Annotated in this window: 12 protein-coding genes and 3 tRNA genes; 5 read left to right on the forward strand and 10 right to left on the reverse strand. The window is 69.8% G+C overall.

Annotated features, from left to right (window positions below):
• Positions 1–85: 85 nt before the first annotated feature.
• The 5 genes from ACFYO2_RS04405 to ACFYO2_RS04425 form a co-directional block, all read right to left on the reverse strand.
• Positions 86–493, reverse strand: coding sequence for a PIN domain nuclease (locus ACFYO2_RS04405; RefSeq protein WP_388343792.1), 408 nt, complete (start codon positions 491–493; stop codon positions 86–88).
• Positions 490–723, reverse strand: coding sequence for a type II toxin-antitoxin system VapB family antitoxin (locus tag ACFYO2_RS04410; RefSeq protein ID WP_175263413.1), 234 nt, complete (start codon positions 721–723; stop codon positions 490–492). Before ACFYO2_RS04410 ends, ACFYO2_RS04405 begins: the two co-directional genes overlap by 4 nt.
• 721 nt (positions 724–1,444) lie before the next feature.
• A tRNA-Ile gene (locus tag ACFYO2_RS04415) sits at positions 1,445–1,518 on the reverse strand.
• Between the two features lie 177 nt (positions 1,519–1,695).
• Positions 1,696–1,768, reverse strand: a tRNA-Asn gene (locus ACFYO2_RS04420).
• Between the two features lie 5 nt (positions 1,769–1,773).
• Positions 1,774–1,846 (reverse strand) — tRNA-Asn (locus ACFYO2_RS04425).
• Between the two features lie 160 nt (positions 1,847–2,006).
• Between ACFYO2_RS04425 and ACFYO2_RS04430 the strand changes: the two genes are divergently transcribed.
• The 4 genes from ACFYO2_RS04430 to ACFYO2_RS04445 all read left to right on the forward strand — a co-directional run bounded on the left by ACFYO2_RS04430 (position 2,007) and on the right by ACFYO2_RS04445 (position 7,669).
• Positions 2,007–2,312 (forward strand): YtxH domain-containing protein, encoded by a 306-nt coding sequence (locus tag ACFYO2_RS04430; RefSeq protein WP_388343795.1) that lies wholly within the window; start codon positions 2,007–2,009, stop codon positions 2,310–2,312.
• 87 nt (positions 2,313–2,399) lie between these two features.
• Entirely contained in the window at positions 2,400–3,854 is a 1,455-nt protein-coding gene (locus tag ACFYO2_RS04435; protein ID WP_388343798.1) for an FGGY family carbohydrate kinase, read from the forward strand.
• Between the two features lie 153 nt (positions 3,855–4,007).
• Positions 4,008–5,741 carry an ABC transporter ATP-binding protein gene (locus tag ACFYO2_RS04440; RefSeq protein ID WP_388343801.1) on the forward strand — a complete coding sequence of 578 codons (1,734 nt, stop codon included), beginning with the start codon at positions 4,008–4,010 and terminating at the stop codon, positions 5,739–5,741.
• The gene (locus ACFYO2_RS04445; RefSeq protein ID WP_388343804.1) at positions 5,741–7,669 is read left to right on the forward strand and encodes an ABC transporter ATP-binding protein; all 1,929 of its coding nucleotides are present in this window, start codon (positions 5,741–5,743) and stop codon (positions 7,667–7,669) included. The genes ACFYO2_RS04440 and ACFYO2_RS04445 overlap by 1 nt, the downstream gene beginning before the upstream one ends.
• 143 nt (positions 7,670–7,812) lie before the next feature.
• On the opposite strand, the gene ACFYO2_RS04450 is transcribed toward ACFYO2_RS04445, so the two are convergent.
• From ACFYO2_RS04450 to ACFYO2_RS04470, 5 genes are all read right to left on the reverse strand, one after another.
• Positions 7,813–9,120 carry an RNA polymerase sigma factor gene (locus ACFYO2_RS04450; RefSeq protein WP_388343807.1) on the reverse strand — a complete coding sequence of 436 codons (1,308 nt, stop codon included), beginning with the start codon at positions 9,118–9,120 and terminating at the stop codon, positions 7,813–7,815.
• 104 nt (positions 9,121–9,224) lie between these two features.
• Positions 9,225–11,126, reverse strand: coding sequence for a DNA primase (dnaG, locus tag ACFYO2_RS04455; RefSeq protein WP_388343810.1), 1,902 nt, complete (start codon positions 11,124–11,126; stop codon positions 9,225–9,227).
• Positions 11,127–11,173: 47 nt separating this feature from the next.
• Positions 11,174–12,439 (reverse strand): NAD(P)/FAD-dependent oxidoreductase, encoded by a 1,266-nt coding sequence (locus ACFYO2_RS04460; protein ID WP_388343813.1) that lies wholly within the window; start codon positions 12,437–12,439, stop codon positions 11,174–11,176.
• 135 nt (positions 12,440–12,574) lie between these two features.
• Positions 12,575–13,855, reverse strand: a complete 1,281-nt coding sequence (locus ACFYO2_RS04465) for a deoxyguanosinetriphosphate triphosphohydrolase (RefSeq protein WP_388343815.1) — start codon at positions 13,853–13,855, stop codon at positions 12,575–12,577.
• 138 nt (positions 13,856–13,993) lie between these two features.
• Entirely contained in the window at positions 13,994–14,914 is a 921-nt protein-coding gene (locus ACFYO2_RS04470; RefSeq protein ID WP_388343818.1) for a sirohydrochlorin chelatase, read from the reverse strand.
• 212 nt (positions 14,915–15,126) lie between these two features.
• On the opposite strand from ACFYO2_RS04470, the gene ACFYO2_RS04475 reads away from it, so the two are divergent.
• Positions 15,127–15,837, forward strand: a complete 711-nt coding sequence (locus ACFYO2_RS04475) for a vancomycin high temperature exclusion protein (RefSeq protein WP_388343819.1) — start codon at positions 15,127–15,129, stop codon at positions 15,835–15,837.
• Positions 15,838–15,951: the final 114 nt, after the last annotated feature.

Consider the following 15,951-nt stretch of genomic DNA (forward strand, 5'->3'; position numbering starts at 1 on the left):
CTCGGCTCGCTGAGGCCACCCTTGCCACAAGGCTCACAGATCTGGACGGTTCGACGGCTGCGCTCAGAGGACCGGCCCCAGGAGATCAGGCTCGTACGTCTCGCTGCTGAACGTCCTTGAGTACTCCAGCCACCGTCACGAAGTCCTTGTCCACGTGGAGGACGGTGTGCCCGTGGTGGACCGCGGTCGCACACACCAACAGGTCGATCGCTCCTGCCGCGCGATGCTGGCCCCGCTGGGTCAGTTTGTACTGGGCGGTGTCGACCCAAAGCCAGGCATTCTTCGGAACGGGAGAGAGCAGGCAGAGTGCGTCCAACTCCTCCGCGAGCTCGTCCCGGTGGGACGGGCTGGTTGCCGAGTAGAGAAATTCGGCGCGTGTCGGCTCGCAGAGGTGAAACACCCCGGCGGCAATGTGCCCCTCCCAGGGCGCTAGTGCTCCGGGGGTGCGAAACACGTGCCACAGGGCGGAGGTGTCGAGCAGGTACGTGATCACTCGAAGGCCTCGCGTCGGGCACGCTTGCCTGCGTCATGCGCCGCCGCGGCCTGCTCGAACTCGCCACGCGCACCGCGCGCGGCCAGCTTCTCGGCGGCATCGAGCCGCTTGATCCGTGCCACGTAGTCCCGCAGGGCCGCGTTGACCGTCTCCTTCTTCGTCGTGGCACCCATCAGCCGCATGGCCTCGGCGAGTGCCTCGTCATCGAGATCAATCTGCGTGACGGACATCGAGCACCTCCAGCATCCATGATGTATGCCATCAAGGTACATCGCCAACATTGGCACGGCCACCGCTCAGGGTAGTGGGGCGAGGTCTGGGCAGTTCCCCGTACGGGTCGTTCCGGCCCAGCACTCACGACAGCCGACCACCGCGTACCGACTCTCCGGCCAGCAGCACCTCGAACATGATCTCGACCGGTTAGGCAACGACAAGACCATGAACAGAACCTGCCGAAGCACCGCAGAACGCCCAGCAGCCCGTGCGCGCCGTCAAGGCCGGACACCGGACCAGTCACCCGGCCTCAGGCCGGCACACGACGGTGCCATGGCAGCAGCAGCTGCGTTCTTGGAGAACGCGGAGCGAGGCGCATCGGCCGCGGTACAGAGCAAGCCCGGCACCGGCGCGACGGACGCGCGCGACACTCGGTGCAGTAGCAGCTACCGGACCACTCGACGACCAACAGAGGACCCCCATCGAAACACTGCACGCGGATCACGCTGGACAGACGGCAGACCTCGTCCCGCTGCCGCGAAGCTGATGCGCGGCGCACACGTGCCGCCTGAGCCAAATCTGGCAATAGTGCGACATGTCAAATTTAGACAATCCGGCAGCCTCAATTTCGGCCTCAACGTCAAGAACCACGATCAGACAGAGGTGCCGGGCCCCTCAACTCACCCGACCTTCCAGCGAAGTTGCTGGTCAGATCGATTCTGCCCGCGTAGTGCGAAGTGGGGCGGGTGGGACTCGAACCCACGGCCGACGGATTATGAGTCCGCTGCTCTAACCGGCTGAGCTACCGCCCCATCGCGGCGTGTCGCGTACAAGTGTGCGCGCCGTCTGCCGCAGCATAGCCGCTCATACGATCTCCCGCGTCGGGTGGTCGGCTTCGCACGGCGTCCGCGAGTTTGAGGACTGCGCCGTGCCGCGCCCGGTTCCCCGGGACATGAAAAAGGACCCCTACGGGGTCCTCGTTCAGCATGCTCCCCCGACTGGACTCGAACCAGTAACCTGCCGGTTAACAGCCGGCTGCTCTGCCAATTGAGCTACGGAGGACCGAGCTCCCCCGACTGGACTCGAACCAGTAACCTGCCGGTTAACAGCCGGCTGCTCTGCCAATTGAGCTACGGAGGAATGCCTCGTTGCATCGAACGTACCTACCTGGGTATTCGCCAGGAGGCGGGCGGTCGCTGCGACACATACATTAGCGCAAGCAGGGGGGTGCTCCGCCAATCGGTTCTCCCCCTGGCACCGATGCCGCACCGGAGACACACACGAGGGAAGGGTGGCCATCATGCGCTACCGGCTCACGTTCGTCGTCGGACTCGCTCTGGGTTACGTGCTGGGCACAAAGGCCGGACGCGAGCGCTACGAGCAGCTGAAGAAGTCCGCCCGCCAGGTCGCGCAGAACCCCGCCGTCCGCAACACCGCGGAGACGGCGGCGCAGCAGGGCCGCCAGTACGCGGGCAAGGCGTACCACGTGGTGAGCGAGAAGGTGGGCGACCGGGTCCCGGAATCGGTGGCCCAGCGCGTCCGCTCCCTGCGTGAGCGCAACGGGCACGGCGCCGCCGAGGACGACTGGGGTACCGGCAATACCTGACAACCTCGACCGCACAGGGGGCCCTTCGACGGGCAGGGGCCCCCGAGCCGACACGGTCACCCCTCCCGGTACGGCAGAATTTTGGCCATGGGGATAGTCGCCGGGTTGGACAGTGCGCCCGATTTCACTCGTATCGTCGTCTGCGACACGGACACGGGCGCCGTGCTCAGGCAGGGGTACGCGCCGCATCCGGTCGAAGGGGCCGAGAGCGGATCGCGGCCCTCCGATGTCGATCCGCAGGCCTGGCTGCTGTCCCTCGGTGAAGCAGCCGGCGGCGGACTGCTGGAGGGCGTGCAGGCCATCGGCGTGTCCGCGCAGCAGAACGCGGTGGTGCCGCTGGACTCCCAGGGCAACACGGTGCGGCCGGCCATGGTCGGCGGGGACAAGCGGGCGCAGGTCGCGGCGGCCGATCTGGTCGACGCGCTCGGCGGGCGCGAGGCGTGGGCGCAGGCGGTGGGCAGTGTGCCGCAGGCCGCACAGCCGGTGGCCAAGCTGCGCTGGCTCGCCAGGACCGAACCCGAGGCCGCCCAGCGAACCGCCGTGCTTCTGCAGGCCCACGACTGGCTGGTGTGGCAGCTGCTCGGACGGCCGGTGAGACGGACCACCGATCGGGGTGGGGCTTCCGGTACCGGGTACTGGTCTGCCGCCACCGGCGGCTACCGGCCCGATCTCGTCGAGCTGGCGCTCGGCCACCAGGTCATGCTGCCCGAGGTGATCGGCCCCTCCGACGCGGCCGGTACGACTCCGGAGGGGCTGCTGATCTCCGCCGGGACCGGCGAGACGATGGCCGCCGCCTTCGGGCTGGGGCTCGGCCTGGGTGACGCGGTGGTGTCGCTCGGGGCATCCGGGTCCGTGATGGCCGTGCACCCCGAGGCGCTGGTCGACCAGACCGGGATGATCACGTCTTTGGCGGACGCCACGGGCATGCACCTGCCGGTCGTCACCACGCTGAACGCCGTACGGACTCTGCGCGGAGCCGCCGAGATGCTGGGGCTCGCCGATCTGGAGAGTCTGTCCGACCTGGCGATGAAGTCGACGCCGGGGGCGCACGGGCTGGTGCTGCTGCCCTATCTGGAGGGTGAGCGGACGCCGAGTCTGCCGCACACCGCCGGGACTCTGGCGGGCCTCAGGCGTGAGTCGATGAAGCCGGAGCATCTGGCGCGGGCCGCGTTCGAGGGCATGCTGTGCGGGCTCGCGGACGCGCTCGACGTGATGCGCGGCCGGGGTGTGGAGGTGCGGCGCGTCTTCCTCCTCGGCGCGGCGGCCGAGCTGCCCGCCGTGCAGGCCGCGGCGCCCGCGCTGTTCGGCGCGCAGGTCGTCGTACCGCAGCCGGCGGACTACGCGGCCATCGGCGCGGCCCGGCAGGCCGCCTGGGCGCTCGGTGTGTCGCAGGGGGCCCTCGACCCGCGTACCCCCCCGGCCTGGCAGGGGGCGGCGGCGCAGGTCCTGGAGCCCGGTGAGGAGCTGGCGGTGGGGCAGGCCGTGCGGCAGCAGTTCGTGTCGGTGCGGGAGCAGACGCATCCGGGGGCGTTCCGGTCATAGCGGAACGTAAGACTCCGGTGTGAGCCGTACCCGACGGGCCGGAGGAAGCACTGCTGTCGGCTTAATCGGTTGAGGTAACACGGGTGGAGTGTCCGACGATAGGGGCCAGGGGCAACCAACCTCGCCCCCACCGCCGACTCCGAGAGACCGAGTGTGCTCATACGACTTCTGCGGACCTATCTCAGGCCCTACAAGAAACCCATCGCCCTTCTGGTGCTGCTGCAGTTCCTGCAGACCTGCGCCAGTCTCTATCTGCCCACGCTGAACGCGGACATCATCGACAGCGGCGTCGTGAAGGGCGACACCGGCTACATCCTCTCGTTCGGCGCCGTGATGATCGGCATCTCACTGGTGCAGGTCGTGTGCAACGTCGGTGCCGTGTACTACGGCGCGAAGACCGCGTCGGCGCTCGGCCGGGACGTGCGGGCCGCCGTCTTCGACCGGGTGCAGTCCTTCTCGGCGCGCGAGGTCGGCCAGTTCGGCGCTCCCTCGCTGATCACCCGTACGACCAATGACGTCCAGCAGGTCCAGATGCTGGCCCTGATGACGTTCACACTGATGGTGTCGGCGCCCATCATGTGCGTGGGCGGCATCGTGCTCGCGCTCGGCCTGGACGTGCCGCTGTCCGGGGTACTGGTCGCGGTGGTGCCGGTGATGGGCATCTGCGTGACGCTCATCGTCCGCGCCCTACGGCCGCTGTTCCGGTCCATGCAGGTGAAGTTGGACACGGTGAACCGGGTGCTGCGTGAGCAGATCACCGGCAACCGCGTCATCCGCGCCTTCGTGCGGGACGAGTACGAGCAGCAGCGGTTCCGCAAGGCCAACACCGACCTGACCGACACGGCCCTGGCCAGCGGCAATCTGCTCGCGCTGATGTTCCCGATGGTCATGACGGTGGTGAACCTGTCGTCGATCGCCGTCTTGTGGTTCGGCGCGCACCGCATCGACGGCGGCCAGATGCAGATCGGCGATCTGACCGCGTTCCTCGCCTATCTGATGCAGATCGTGATGTCCGTGATGATGGCCACCTTCATGTTCATGATGGTGCCGCGCGCGGAGGTGTGCGCGGAGCGCATCGAGGAGGTCCTGGACACCTCCTCCAGCGTGGTCCCGCCCACGGCTCCCGTGCGCGAGCTGCGCCGGCACGGTCATCTGGAGCTCCGCGGAGCGGGCTTCCGCTACCCGGGTGCCGAGGAGCCGGTGCTGAAGTCGATCGACCTGGTGGCCCGGCCCGGCGAGACCACCGCCGTGATCGGTTCGACCGGCAGCGGCAAGTCGACGCTGCTGGGGCTGGTGCCGCGACTGTTCGACGCGACCGACGGCGAGGTGCTCGTCGACGGCGTGGACGTGGCGAGCATCGACCCGGTGCTGCTGGCGAAGACCGTCGGCATGGTGCCGCAGCGGCCGTACCTGTTCGCGGGCACGGTCGCCACCAACCTGCGCTACGGCAATCCGGACGCGACCGACGAGGAGCTGTGGCACGCGCTGGAGGTGGCGCAGGCCAAGAGCTTCGTGGAGCGCCTGGAGGGCGGGCTCGACGCACCGATCGCGCAGGGCGGGACGAACGTGTCGGGCGGTCAGCGGCAGCGGCTCGCCATCGCCCGCGCCCTGGTGCGGCGGCCGGAGATCTACCTCTTCGACGACTCCTTCTCCGCCCTCGACTACGCGACCGACGCGGCCCTGCGTGCCGCACTGGCCGACGAGACCGCCGAGGCGACCGTCGTGATCGTCGCCCAGCGGGTGGCGACCATCCGGGACGCCGACCGGATCGTCGTCCTCGACGAGGGGCGGGTCGTGGGGACCGGACGGCACCAGGAGCTGATGGCGGACAACGAGACGTATCGGGAGATCGTGCTCTCCCAGCTGACGGAAGCGGAGGCTGCCTGATGGCGGGGCCTGCAGGGCGGATGATGGCCGGGACCGGCCCCGACCACCATTCGATGGACTTCAAGGGGTCGGGCAAACGCCTCATCGCCCAGTTCAAGCCCGAGCGGCTGACCATCTACACGCTGCTGTTCTGCGTGACGGTGAGCGTCGCGCTGTCGGTCGTCGGGCCGAAGATCCTCGGCAAGGCCACCGACCTGGTCTTCGCGGGGATCATCGGGCGGCAGATGCCGGCCGGGTCCACGAAGGAGGAAGTCCTCGACTCCATGCGGAAGCGGGGCGAGGGCTCCGTCGCCGACATGCTCCGCAGCACAGACTTCACCCCGGGCAAGGGCATCGACTTCGGTGCCGTCGGGGAGGTGCTGCTGCTCGCGCTCGCCGTGTTCGTGGTGGCCGGCGTGCTGATGCTGGCGGCCACCCGGCTGGTGAACCGGGCGGTCAACCGGACCATGTACCGGATGCGCGAGGACGTGCAGACGAAGCTGTCGCGGCTGCCGCTGGCCTACTTCGACAAGCGGCAGCGCGGCGAGGTGCTGTCCCGCGCCACCAACGACATCGACAACCTCGGGCAGACCCTCCAGCAGTCGATGGGCCAGCTCATCAACTCGCTGCTCACCATCATCGGTGTGCTCGTGATGATGTTCTGGGTGTCCTGGCTGCTGGCGCTGGTCGCGCTCGTCACCGTGCCGCTGTCGTTCTTCGTCGCCACCCGCGTCGGCAAGCGGTCGCAGCCGCACTTCGTGCAGCAGTGGCGCACCACCGGCAAGCTCAACGCGCACGTCGAGGAGATGTACACCGGCCACAGCCTGGTGAAGGTGTTCGGCCGTCAGGAGGACTCGGCGCAGCAGTTCGCCGAGCAGAACGACGCGCTGTACGAGGCCGGGTTCAAGGCGCAGTTCAACAGCGGGGTGATGCAGCCGCTGATGATGTTCGTGTCGAACCTGAACTATGTGCTGGTCGCGGTGGTCGGTGGGCTGCGGGTCGCCTCCGGCACGCTGTCCATCGGCGATGTGCAGGCCTTCATCCAGTACTCGCGGCAGTTCTCGATGCCGCTGACGCAGGTCGCGTCGATGGCGAACCTGGTGCAGTCGGGCGTCGCCTCCGCCGAGCGGATCTTCGAGGTCCTGGACGCGGAGGAGCAGGAGGCGGACCCGGTGCCGGGCGTGAAGCCCGAGGAGTCGCGCGGGCGGGTGGCGCTGGAGCACGTGTCGTTCCGGTACGACCCCGACAAACCGCTCATCGAGGATCTGTCGCTGAAGGTCGAGCCCGGCCACACGGTCGCGATCGTCGGACCGACGGGAGCCGGCAAGACCACGCTGGTCAACCTCCTCATGCGGTTCTACGAGGTGTCCGGCGGGCGGATCACCCTCGACGGCGTCGACATCGCGAAGATGTCCCGGGACGAACTGCGCTCCGGGATCGGCATGGTGCTCCAGGACACCTGGCTGTTCGGCGGCACGATCGCCGAGAACATCGCGTACGGGGCGTCCAGGGAGGTCACCCGGGGCGAGATCGAGGAGGCGGCGCGCGCGGCCCACGCGGACCGGTTCGTCCGGACGCTGCCCGACGGCTACGACACCGTGATCGACGACGAGGGCAGTGGGGTCAGCGCCGGTGAGAAGCAGCTCATCACCATCGCGCGGGCGTTCCTGTCCGATCCGGTGATCCTGGTTCTCGACGAGGCGACGAGTTCGGTGGACACGCGTACCGAGGTGCTGATCCAGAAGGCGATGGCGAAGCTCGCGCACGGGCGTACGTCGTTCGTCATCGCGCACCGGCTGTCGACGATTCGGGACGCGGACACGATTCTGGTGATGGAGAACGGGGCGATCGTGGAGCAGGGCGCGCACGCGGATCTGCTGGCGGCCGACGGGGCGTACGCGCGGCTGTACAAGGCGCAGTTCGCGCAGGCGGTGGCCGAGGTGGACTAGCGTTTTCGCCCCCGCCGCCCCTTCCCGTTCCCGACCTTGGGGGCTCCGCCCCCAAACCCCCGCTCCTCAAACGCCGGAGGGGCTGATTTTTCAGCCCGTCCGGCGTTTGAGGGGCGGAAGGGGCGGCGGCGGCGAAACCCTCCTCAGTCCAAGTAGCCCCGCAGTTGGTCCGCGAAGGCGTGGTCCCTCAGCTTGTTGAGGGTTTTCGATTCGATCTGGCGGATCCGTTCCCGGGTCACGCCGAAGATGCGGCCTATCTCCTCCAACGTGCGCGGGCGACCGTCCGCCAGGCCGTAGCGGAGTTGTACGACCTTGCGCTCACGTTCGCCGAGGGTGGAGAGGACCGCCTCCAGGTGCTCCCTCAGCAGCAGGAACGCCGCCGACTCGACCGGGCTCGCCGCGTCGCCGTCCTCGATGAGGTCGCCGAGGGCCACGTCGTCCTCCTCGCCCACGGGGGCGTGCAGGGAGACGGGTTCCTGAGCCAGGCGCAGGACCTCGCTGACGCGCTCCGGGGCCAGGTCCAGGTGGGCGGCCACCTCTTCCGGCGTCGGTTCGTAGCCCCGTTCCTGGAGCATGCGGCGCTGGACGCGGACCACCCGGTTGATCAACTCCACGACGTGGACGGGGACTCGGATGGTGCGGGCCTGGTCGGCGAGGGCGCGGGACATGGCCTGGCGGATCCACCAGGTGGCGTACGTCGAGAACTTGTAGCCGCGGGCGTAGTCGAACTTCTCGACGGCCCGGATCAGGCCCAGGTTTCCCTCCTGGACGAGGTCGAGCATGGTCAGTCCGCGGCCCACGTACCGCTTGGCGACCGACACGACCAGTCGCAGGTTCGCCTCGATCAGACGGCGTTTGGCCATGCGGCCCATCACGACCAGCTTGTCCAGGTCGAGGGCCAACTGGCTGACCAGGTCAGGGGTGTTGCTCAGCTTCTCCTCGGCGAACAGGCCGGCCTCGACCCGGCGGGCGAGTTCCACCTCCTCGGCCGCGGTGAGCAGCGGGATGCGGCCGATCTCCCGCAGATACTGGCGGAACAGGTCCGAGGAGGGAGCGCCGTTGTCGGCGCGGCCACGGCGCGGCTCGGGGACCTCGACGGGTTCCGGTACCTCGATGGGTTCGGGGGCCTCGGCGCTCTCCAGCGCCTCGGCCGGCGGGGCCTCGGGCTCCGTCTCTGGGTGGTGCACGGCACGGTTCTGCGACGGGACCGCGACGAGAGTGTCGGTCTCCGTGTCCGGTTCCGTGCCGTCGGTACTGGTGTCGTTCTGGGCGAGGGTCTGGGTCTGCACGGGGGCGACCTCCAGGATGATCGCTGCTGAGGTGTGCGGCAGCGCTGCTTCGGGAGCGGAGTCGACGGCCTCGCCGCTGTCCGTCCCGTACGCGATGAGCGGAACCGCGGGGGTGTGGGATCCGTTGGGGACGGATCGGCCGCGCTCCGAGGACTCAGGCACCGGAACCCAGTGTGGAGTAAGACACATCTCCGCCACGAGGGGCGTGCGGGGACTTTTTGAGTCCGGTCCGTGACCGGGTGGTTACCCTGACGGACGCGATCGGGTCAGAGAGCTGCGGCTCCGTGTTCGCGCAGTGCCTGGTCGTACTGCTGGAGTACCCACAATTCGTTCTGTACCGCGGCCAGCTGGGCCGGGTCGCCGTGGGTGCCGAGGCGGGTCAGGGCGGACTGGATGTCGCGGATGCGGCGCTCGACCGCGCGGCGGCGGACCGTGACGAGCTGGTCGCCCGCGTAGTTCTCGTCGACCGTCTTGCGCATGATCGCCTCGACCGCGAGTTCCGTGACCATCGCGCGCACGGCGTCGTCCGGGGCCGCGTCACGGACCCGGACCAGGTACTCCTGCGGGTCCTGTGTGCCGTACTCGGCGCCGCCCGCGTCCATGACGGCCTGGCGGACGGCGGCGTAGGGCGGGGCGGTGAACTCGTCGATGCCGTACGCGTCGAAGGCCGGGGAGACCAGCTCGGGGCGCTGGAGGGCGAGCTTGAGGAGTTCGCGCTCGGTGGCGTAGACGGGATTGCGGAGGTTGAGCGCCGGCCCTGACACGGCGGGCCGGGAGGGGGCGTCGTACTGCTGGCCGCGGACCCGCTGCGGTGCCGGGCCCTGGCCGCCGCGGTCGCGGGCCCAACGGGCCAGCTGGGCGACCCGCTTGACGACGAACTGCGTGTCGAGGATGCCGAGCATGCCGGCGAGCTGCACGGCGACCTCGTGCTGGGCGCCGCTGTTCTTGATGCGGGCGACGATCGGGGCGGCCTCGTCCAGCGCCGCCGCGCGGCCCGCCGGGGTGTCCAGGTCGTAGCGGACGACGATCTGGCGCAGTGCGAACTCGAAGAGGGGCGTGCGCGGTTCGACCAGGTCGGCGACCGCCTCGTCGCCCTTGGCGAGGCGCAGGTCGCACGGGTCCATGTTGTCCGGGGCAATGGCGATGTAGGTCTCGGCGGCGAACTTCTGGTCGTCCTCGAAGGCGCGCAGGGCGGCCTTCTGACCGGCCGCGTCGCCGTCGAAGGTGAAGATCACGCGGGCCGAGCCGTTGTCCATGAGGAGACGCCGGAGGATCTTGATGTGGTCGCTGCCGAAGGCCGTACCGCAGGTCGCGATGGCGGTGGTGACGCCGGCCAGATGGCAGGCCATGACGTCCGTGTAGCCCTCGACCACGACCGCGCGGCTGGACTTGGCGATGTCCTTCTTCGCCAAGTCGATGCCGTACAGGACCTGGGACTTCCGGTAGATCCCCGTGTCGGGCGTGTTGAGGTACTTGGGGCCGTTGTCCGCCTCGTACAGCTTGCGGGCGCCGAAGCCGACGACCTCGCCGCCGATGTCGCGGATCGGCCACATCAGGCGGCCGCGGAAGCGGTCGATGGGGCCGCGGCGGCCCTCCTGGGAGAGGCCGGAGAGGAGCAGCTCCTTGTCGGAGAAGCCCTTGCCGCGGAGGTAGCGGGTGAGGTGGTCCCAGCCCTGGGGGCTGTAGCCGACGGAGAAGTGCTCGGCGGCGGCCTGGTCGAAGCCGCGCTCGGCGAGGAACTTGCGGCCGGTCTCGGCCTCGGGGCTGGTGGCCAGCTGCTCCACGTACCACTGGGCGGCGACCTGGTGGGCCTCGACCAGGCGGATGCGTTCGCCGCGCTGGTGGGAGGGGTTGTACCCGCCCTCCTCGTAGCGCAGGGTGATGCCGGCCTGGGCGGCGAGGCGCTCGACCGCCTCGGAGAAGGAGAGGTGGTCGACCTTCATCACGAACGTGATGGTGTCGCCGCCCTCCTGGCAGCCGAAGCAGTGGAAGAGTCCCTTGCTCGGGCTGACCTGGAAGGACGGCGACTTCTCGTCGTGGAAGGGGCACAGCCCCTTGAGGTTTCCGCCCCCGGCGTTGCGCAGCTGGAGGTACTCGGACACCACGGCGTCGATCGGGACCGCGTCCCGTACCGCCTTCACGTCCTCGTCGTTGATCCGTCCTGCCACGCGTGAATTCTAAGGGTGCGGTGTGACAGTCGATCGCCTTCGTCAGGTCACGAGGCCAGGCTGTCCAGCGGAACGTGCGGGTCCGCAAGCGCCTCGGTGTCCACCTGAGCCTTGGTACGAATCAGCTGCTGAATGGGCTCTGTGACGTCCCACACGTTCACGTTCATCCCGGCCAGCACCCGGTTCTCCTTCACCCAGAACGCGATGAACTCACGCTTTCCCGCGTCCCCCCGGATCACCACTTCGTCGTACGACCCCGGGGGCGCCCAGCCGCTGTACTCCATCCCCATGTCGTACTGGTCGGAGAAGAAGTAGGGCACACGGTCGTAGGTGAGCTCGTGGCCGAGCATCGCGCGGGCCGCCGCCGGACCGCCGTTCAGGGCGTTCGCCCAGTGCTCCACGCGCAGCCGGGTGTCGTAGAGGGCGTGGTGGAAGGAGGCCGCGTCGCCGGCCGCGTAGATGTCGGGGTCGGAGGTGCGCAGCTGTTCGTCGACCACGATGCCGCCGCCCTGCGCGCGTGAGGCGATCTCCAGGCCCGCGGCCTCCGCGAGGGCGACTCGGGGGGCCGCGCCGACCGCCGCGAGGACGTCGTGCGCGGGGTGCTCCTCGCCGTCGTCGGTGCGGGCGGCGAGGACCACGCCGTCCTGGCCGACGATCTCGGTCAGCCGCGCGCCGAAGTGGAAGCGGACGCCGTGCTCGCGGTGCAGCTCCGCGAAGAGGTTGCCGAGCTCGGGGCCGAGGGCCGCGTGCAGCGGAGTCTGGTTGTGTTCGACGACGGTGACCTCGGCGCCGTACTCGCGGGCCGCCGCCGCGACCTCCAGGCCGATCCAGCCGGCGCCGGCGATCACGATGTGGCCGTTCTCACGGCCGAGCGAGGTCAGGACGCCCTTGAGGCGTTCGGCGTGGGCGAGGCGGCGCAGGTGGTGCACGCCCGCGAGGTCCGTGCCCGGGACGTCCAGGCGGCGGGGTTCGGCGCCGGTGGCCAGGAGCAGCTTGTCGTAGCGGACGACGGTGCCGTCCTCGCCGAAGCGGACGGTCTTCACGGACCGGTCGACGGCGTCGACGGTCTGACCGAGGTGCAGCTCGATGTCATTGCGCGCGTACCAGGCCGGTTCGTGCACGAAGACGCTGTCACGCTCCTCCTTGCCGAGGAGGTAGCTCTTGGAGAGGGGAGGGCGCTCGTACGGGTGGTCGCGCTCGTCGCAGATCAGTATCACGCGGCCGGTGAAGCCTTCCGCTCGGAGCGTCTCGGCCGCCTTCGCCCCGGCGAGACCGCCTCCGACGATGACGAATGTCTGATCCGCGTCGACCACTTGATGCCTCCTCGTAAGGGTGCCGCCACATGCGAGCGTCCCGCACGCAGCGTGATGCGGGAAGAGGGAGTGGCCCGTTCAGGCCACGGAGTGTCACGTTCGGGCCTGTTTCACGTCACTCGACCCTCGGCAGTCTCATAGGTGCCCCGTCAGGTGTGCGTGAAGCGACCGGGCCGAGGCGTCGGTGAGGGACGCGATCTGGTCGACGATCACCCGCTTGCGGGCACGGTCGTCGGACGCCCGGTCGAACAGGGCGCGGAACTGGGGGTCCAGGCCGTCCGGCGCGCGGGCGGTGAGCGCCTGAGCCAGCTCGGCGACCACGATCCGCTGGTCGGCGCGGAGCCTCTCCTGTTCGGCGCGCTGCATCACGTACCGGTCGGCGACCGCCTTGAGGACCGCGCACTCGAGGCGGGTCTCGTGGGGTACGACCAGTTCGGCGGTGTAGCGGGTGAGCCGCCCGGTGCCGTACGCCGCGCGCGTGGCGGCCTCGGCGGCGAGGCAGAAGCGGCCGATGAGCTGGCTGGTGGCGTCCTTGAGGCGGGCCTGGGCGACGGCCGAGCCGTCGTAGCCGTGCGGCCACCACTCCTGGTCCTGGAGGCGGTCGAGGGCCTCGGCGAGTTCGGCGGGGTCGGTGTCCTCGGGGACGTACCGGCCGATGGCGACCGCGAAGACCGCCTGGCGTTCCGGCTCGGCGTGCAGGCAGTTGGGGTCGATGTGGCCGGCGTGCAGGCCGTCCTCCACGTCGTGCACGGAGTACGCCACGTCGTCGGACCAGTCCATGACCTGGGCCTCGAAGGTGATGCGGGTGCCGGGGGCGCCTTTGCGGACCCAGTCGAAGACGGGGCGGTCGTCGTCGTAGACGCCGAACTTCGGGGAGTTCGGGTCGGTGGGGTGAGCGCCTCGGGGCCAGGGGTACTTGGTGGCGGCGTCGAGGGCGGCCCGGGTGAGGTTGAGGCCCACGGAGCCGTCGGCGGTGAAACGCTTGGGTTCGATGCGGGTCAGGAGTCTCAGCGACTGGGCGTTTCCCTCGAAGCCGCCGCAGTCGTCGGCGAACTCATTGAGGGCCTGTTCGCCGTTGTGGCCGAACGGGGGGTGGCCGAGGTCGTGGGAGAGGCAGGCGGCCTCCACCAGGTCGGGGTCGCAGCCGAGGGCCGCGCCGAGTTCGCGGCCCACCTGGGCGCACTCGAGGGAGTGGGTGAGGCGGGTGCGGGGGCTGGCGTCCCAGGCCACGCTACGGGTGCCGGGCGTCACCACCTGGGTCTTGCCGGCGAGTCTTCTCAGCGCGGAGGAATGGAGTACGCGGGCTCGGTCGCGTTGGAAGGCGGTGCGGCCTGGGCGTTTGTCTGGCTCCAGGGCCCAGCGTTCGACTGACGTCGGGTCGTAGCCCGGGGGCTGGATGTGGTTTTTGCCTTCCATGTCTCGACAGTAAGCGGAGGTAGTGACTCGGGGTGTGCCTACGCGTCTGCCGGGACCTGTTGTGTTGCGGGTGCGGGTGCGATGTGGCGTGTCGCGCAGTTCCCCGCGCCCCTGGGTGGGCATCCCTCTCCCGGCGTTTTAAGCCGAGGCCAGTGCCGGTTCTGTTGTCGTCGCTGTTGCCAAAGACTGGTCGTAGCGGTGCAGGACCAGGCCGGCCATGGCCGGGTGGGTGCCCAGCGGGGACGAGGCTATCCAGGGGGCCGCTTCCGCGCACTGGGTGGCGAAGAGGCCCGGGGCTGTGAAGTAGGAAGCCACCGCCACTCGGTGGCGGCCTCGGGCTGCCAGGGCGCGGACGGCCGTGTCGACCGTCGGGGTTGCCGCTGAGGCGTAGGCGGGAACCACCGGTACACCGAGGCGTTCCGACAGGAGGTGGGCCGTGCGGCCGGTGTCGACGGCCGCCTCCGGGTCGCGGGAGCCGGCCGCGGCGAGGACGACCGCGGTGGAGCGGCGGGTGGTCTCGTCCATGCGGGTGCGCCAGCCGGCCTCGACCAGGCGGGCGTGGAGGGTCTCCACGAGGAGGGGGTGCGGGCCGAGCGGGGCGGCCACGCGCGTGCGTGCCCGGGCGGCTGCCGCCATCTCGGGGATGTCGCGCTTGACGTGGTAGCCGCGGCTGAGGAGCAGCGGTACGAGGACGGCGTCGCCGGTACCGAGGGAGGCGAGGGTGTCGGGGAGCAGGGGCTCGTTCAGCTCGATGTGGCCGAGGCGCACGGGGAGGCCGGGGCGCAGCTCGCGGACGCGCTCGATGAGCGTGTGGACGGTGCTCAGCGTGCGCGGGTCGCGGCTGCCGTGGGCGACCAGGACGAGCGTGGGCGGCTCGGGGCGTCGGCGGCCGTCGAGCGAGACGAGGCTGAGCTGGGTGGCGAGCTGGCTGCTGATCCGGTTCATGATGTGCGCCGTACTGTCGAGGTCGGCCCCCGGGAGCGGCTGGGCTCCGATGGGGTGGGTCGTGGTCTTCTCACCAGGAACGTTCGACTTGCTCGTCTTGCTCGTCGCCGTCATGAATCGATGGTGGCTGCGGGAGGTTGCCGCCCCGTTGCGCGGGAATGACGGGTGTTTTCGGGGGGTTCACGGTGGGGTGCAGGGGGTCTGTGAGGTGTTGTGACCTGCGGGTTCGCACGTCTGAGTGAAGCTGGTCACGTAGGGCGCGGCGAACCGAGAGGGCTTACAGGACGTCTCTGACTGTCGAAAGCCGACCGGGGAGGGACCGTCCGATGCGACTGCCGAAGCTGCGCGGACCGCTGTACAGACGGCTGCGCGGACCGCGTCTGCCGCGCACCCGTGCCGGGCGGCGGAGGCTGGTGCAGGCCGTGATGGCCGGGTGCGTGCTGGCGCTGCTGCCGGCGACCTGGATGTACGCCGTGACGGGCGACCGGCTGCGGACGGCGGCGGACGTGCCGCGCACCGAGGTCGCCGTCGTGTTCGGTGCCGGTCTGTGGGCCGGGGAGCCGTCGCCGTATCTGGCCCATCGACTGGACGCGGCGGCGAGGCTGTACCGCGAGAACCGGATCGAGGTCGTCCTGGTCACCGGGGACAACAGCCGCGAGGACTATGACGAGCCGGATGCGATGCGTACGTATCTCACCAGGCACGGCGTGCCCGGCGGGCGGATCGTCAGCGACTACGCCGGTTTCGACACGTGGGACTCCTGCGTCCGCGCGAAGAAGATCTTCGGTGTCGACCGGGCCGTATTGATCAGCCAGGGTTTCCACATCCGGCGGGCGGTCGCACTGTGCCAGGCGGCGGGGGTCGAGTCGTACGGCGTCGGGGTCGACGCCAAGCACGACGTGACCTGGTACTACGGGGGCGCCCGGGAGATCCTCGCGGCGGGGAAGGCGGCGCTGGACGCCGCGTTCCGGCCCGATCCGCGCTTCCTCGGGCCGCGGGAGCCGGGGGTCGCCGACGCGCTCGCCGACGGCCGGTGACGTGCGGGGCGTGCGGGGGCGTGCTTCTCCGGAAGCGGTCTCGGCGATGCGCCTCACGGCGGCGGACCGGCGGCGGGGAGGTCGCCGTGTCGGGCGCGTAACAGGGAGCCTCCG

Source organism: Streptomyces sp. NPDC006602 (assembly GCF_042870385.1).
GTDB lineage: Bacteria > Actinomycetota > Actinomycetes > Streptomycetales > Streptomycetaceae > Streptomyces.

Coding starts and splice junctions, on each gene's coding strand:
- ACFYO2_RS04475 (WP_388343819.1), top strand. CDS start 15,127: ATGCGACTGCCGAAGCTGCGCGGACCGCTGTACAGACGGCTGCGCGGA.
- ACFYO2_RS04465 (WP_388343815.1), bottom strand. CDS start 13,855: ATGGAAGGCAAAAACCACATCCAGCCCCCGGGCTACGACCCGACGTCA.
- ACFYO2_RS04410 (WP_175263413.1), bottom strand. CDS start 723: ATGTCCGTCACGCAGATTGATCTCGATGACGAGGCACTCGCCGAGGCC.
- ACFYO2_RS04430 (WP_388343795.1), top strand. CDS start 2,007: ATGCGCTACCGGCTCACGTTCGTCGTCGGACTCGCTCTGGGTTACGTG.
- ACFYO2_RS04435 (WP_388343798.1), top strand. CDS start 2,400: ATGGGGATAGTCGCCGGGTTGGACAGTGCGCCCGATTTCACTCGTATC.
- ACFYO2_RS04470 (WP_388343818.1), bottom strand. CDS start 14,914: ATGACGGCGACGAGCAAGACGAGCAAGTCGAACGTTCCTGGTGAGAAG.
- ACFYO2_RS04445 (WP_388343804.1), top strand. CDS start 5,741: ATGGCGGGGCCTGCAGGGCGGATGATGGCCGGGACCGGCCCCGACCAC.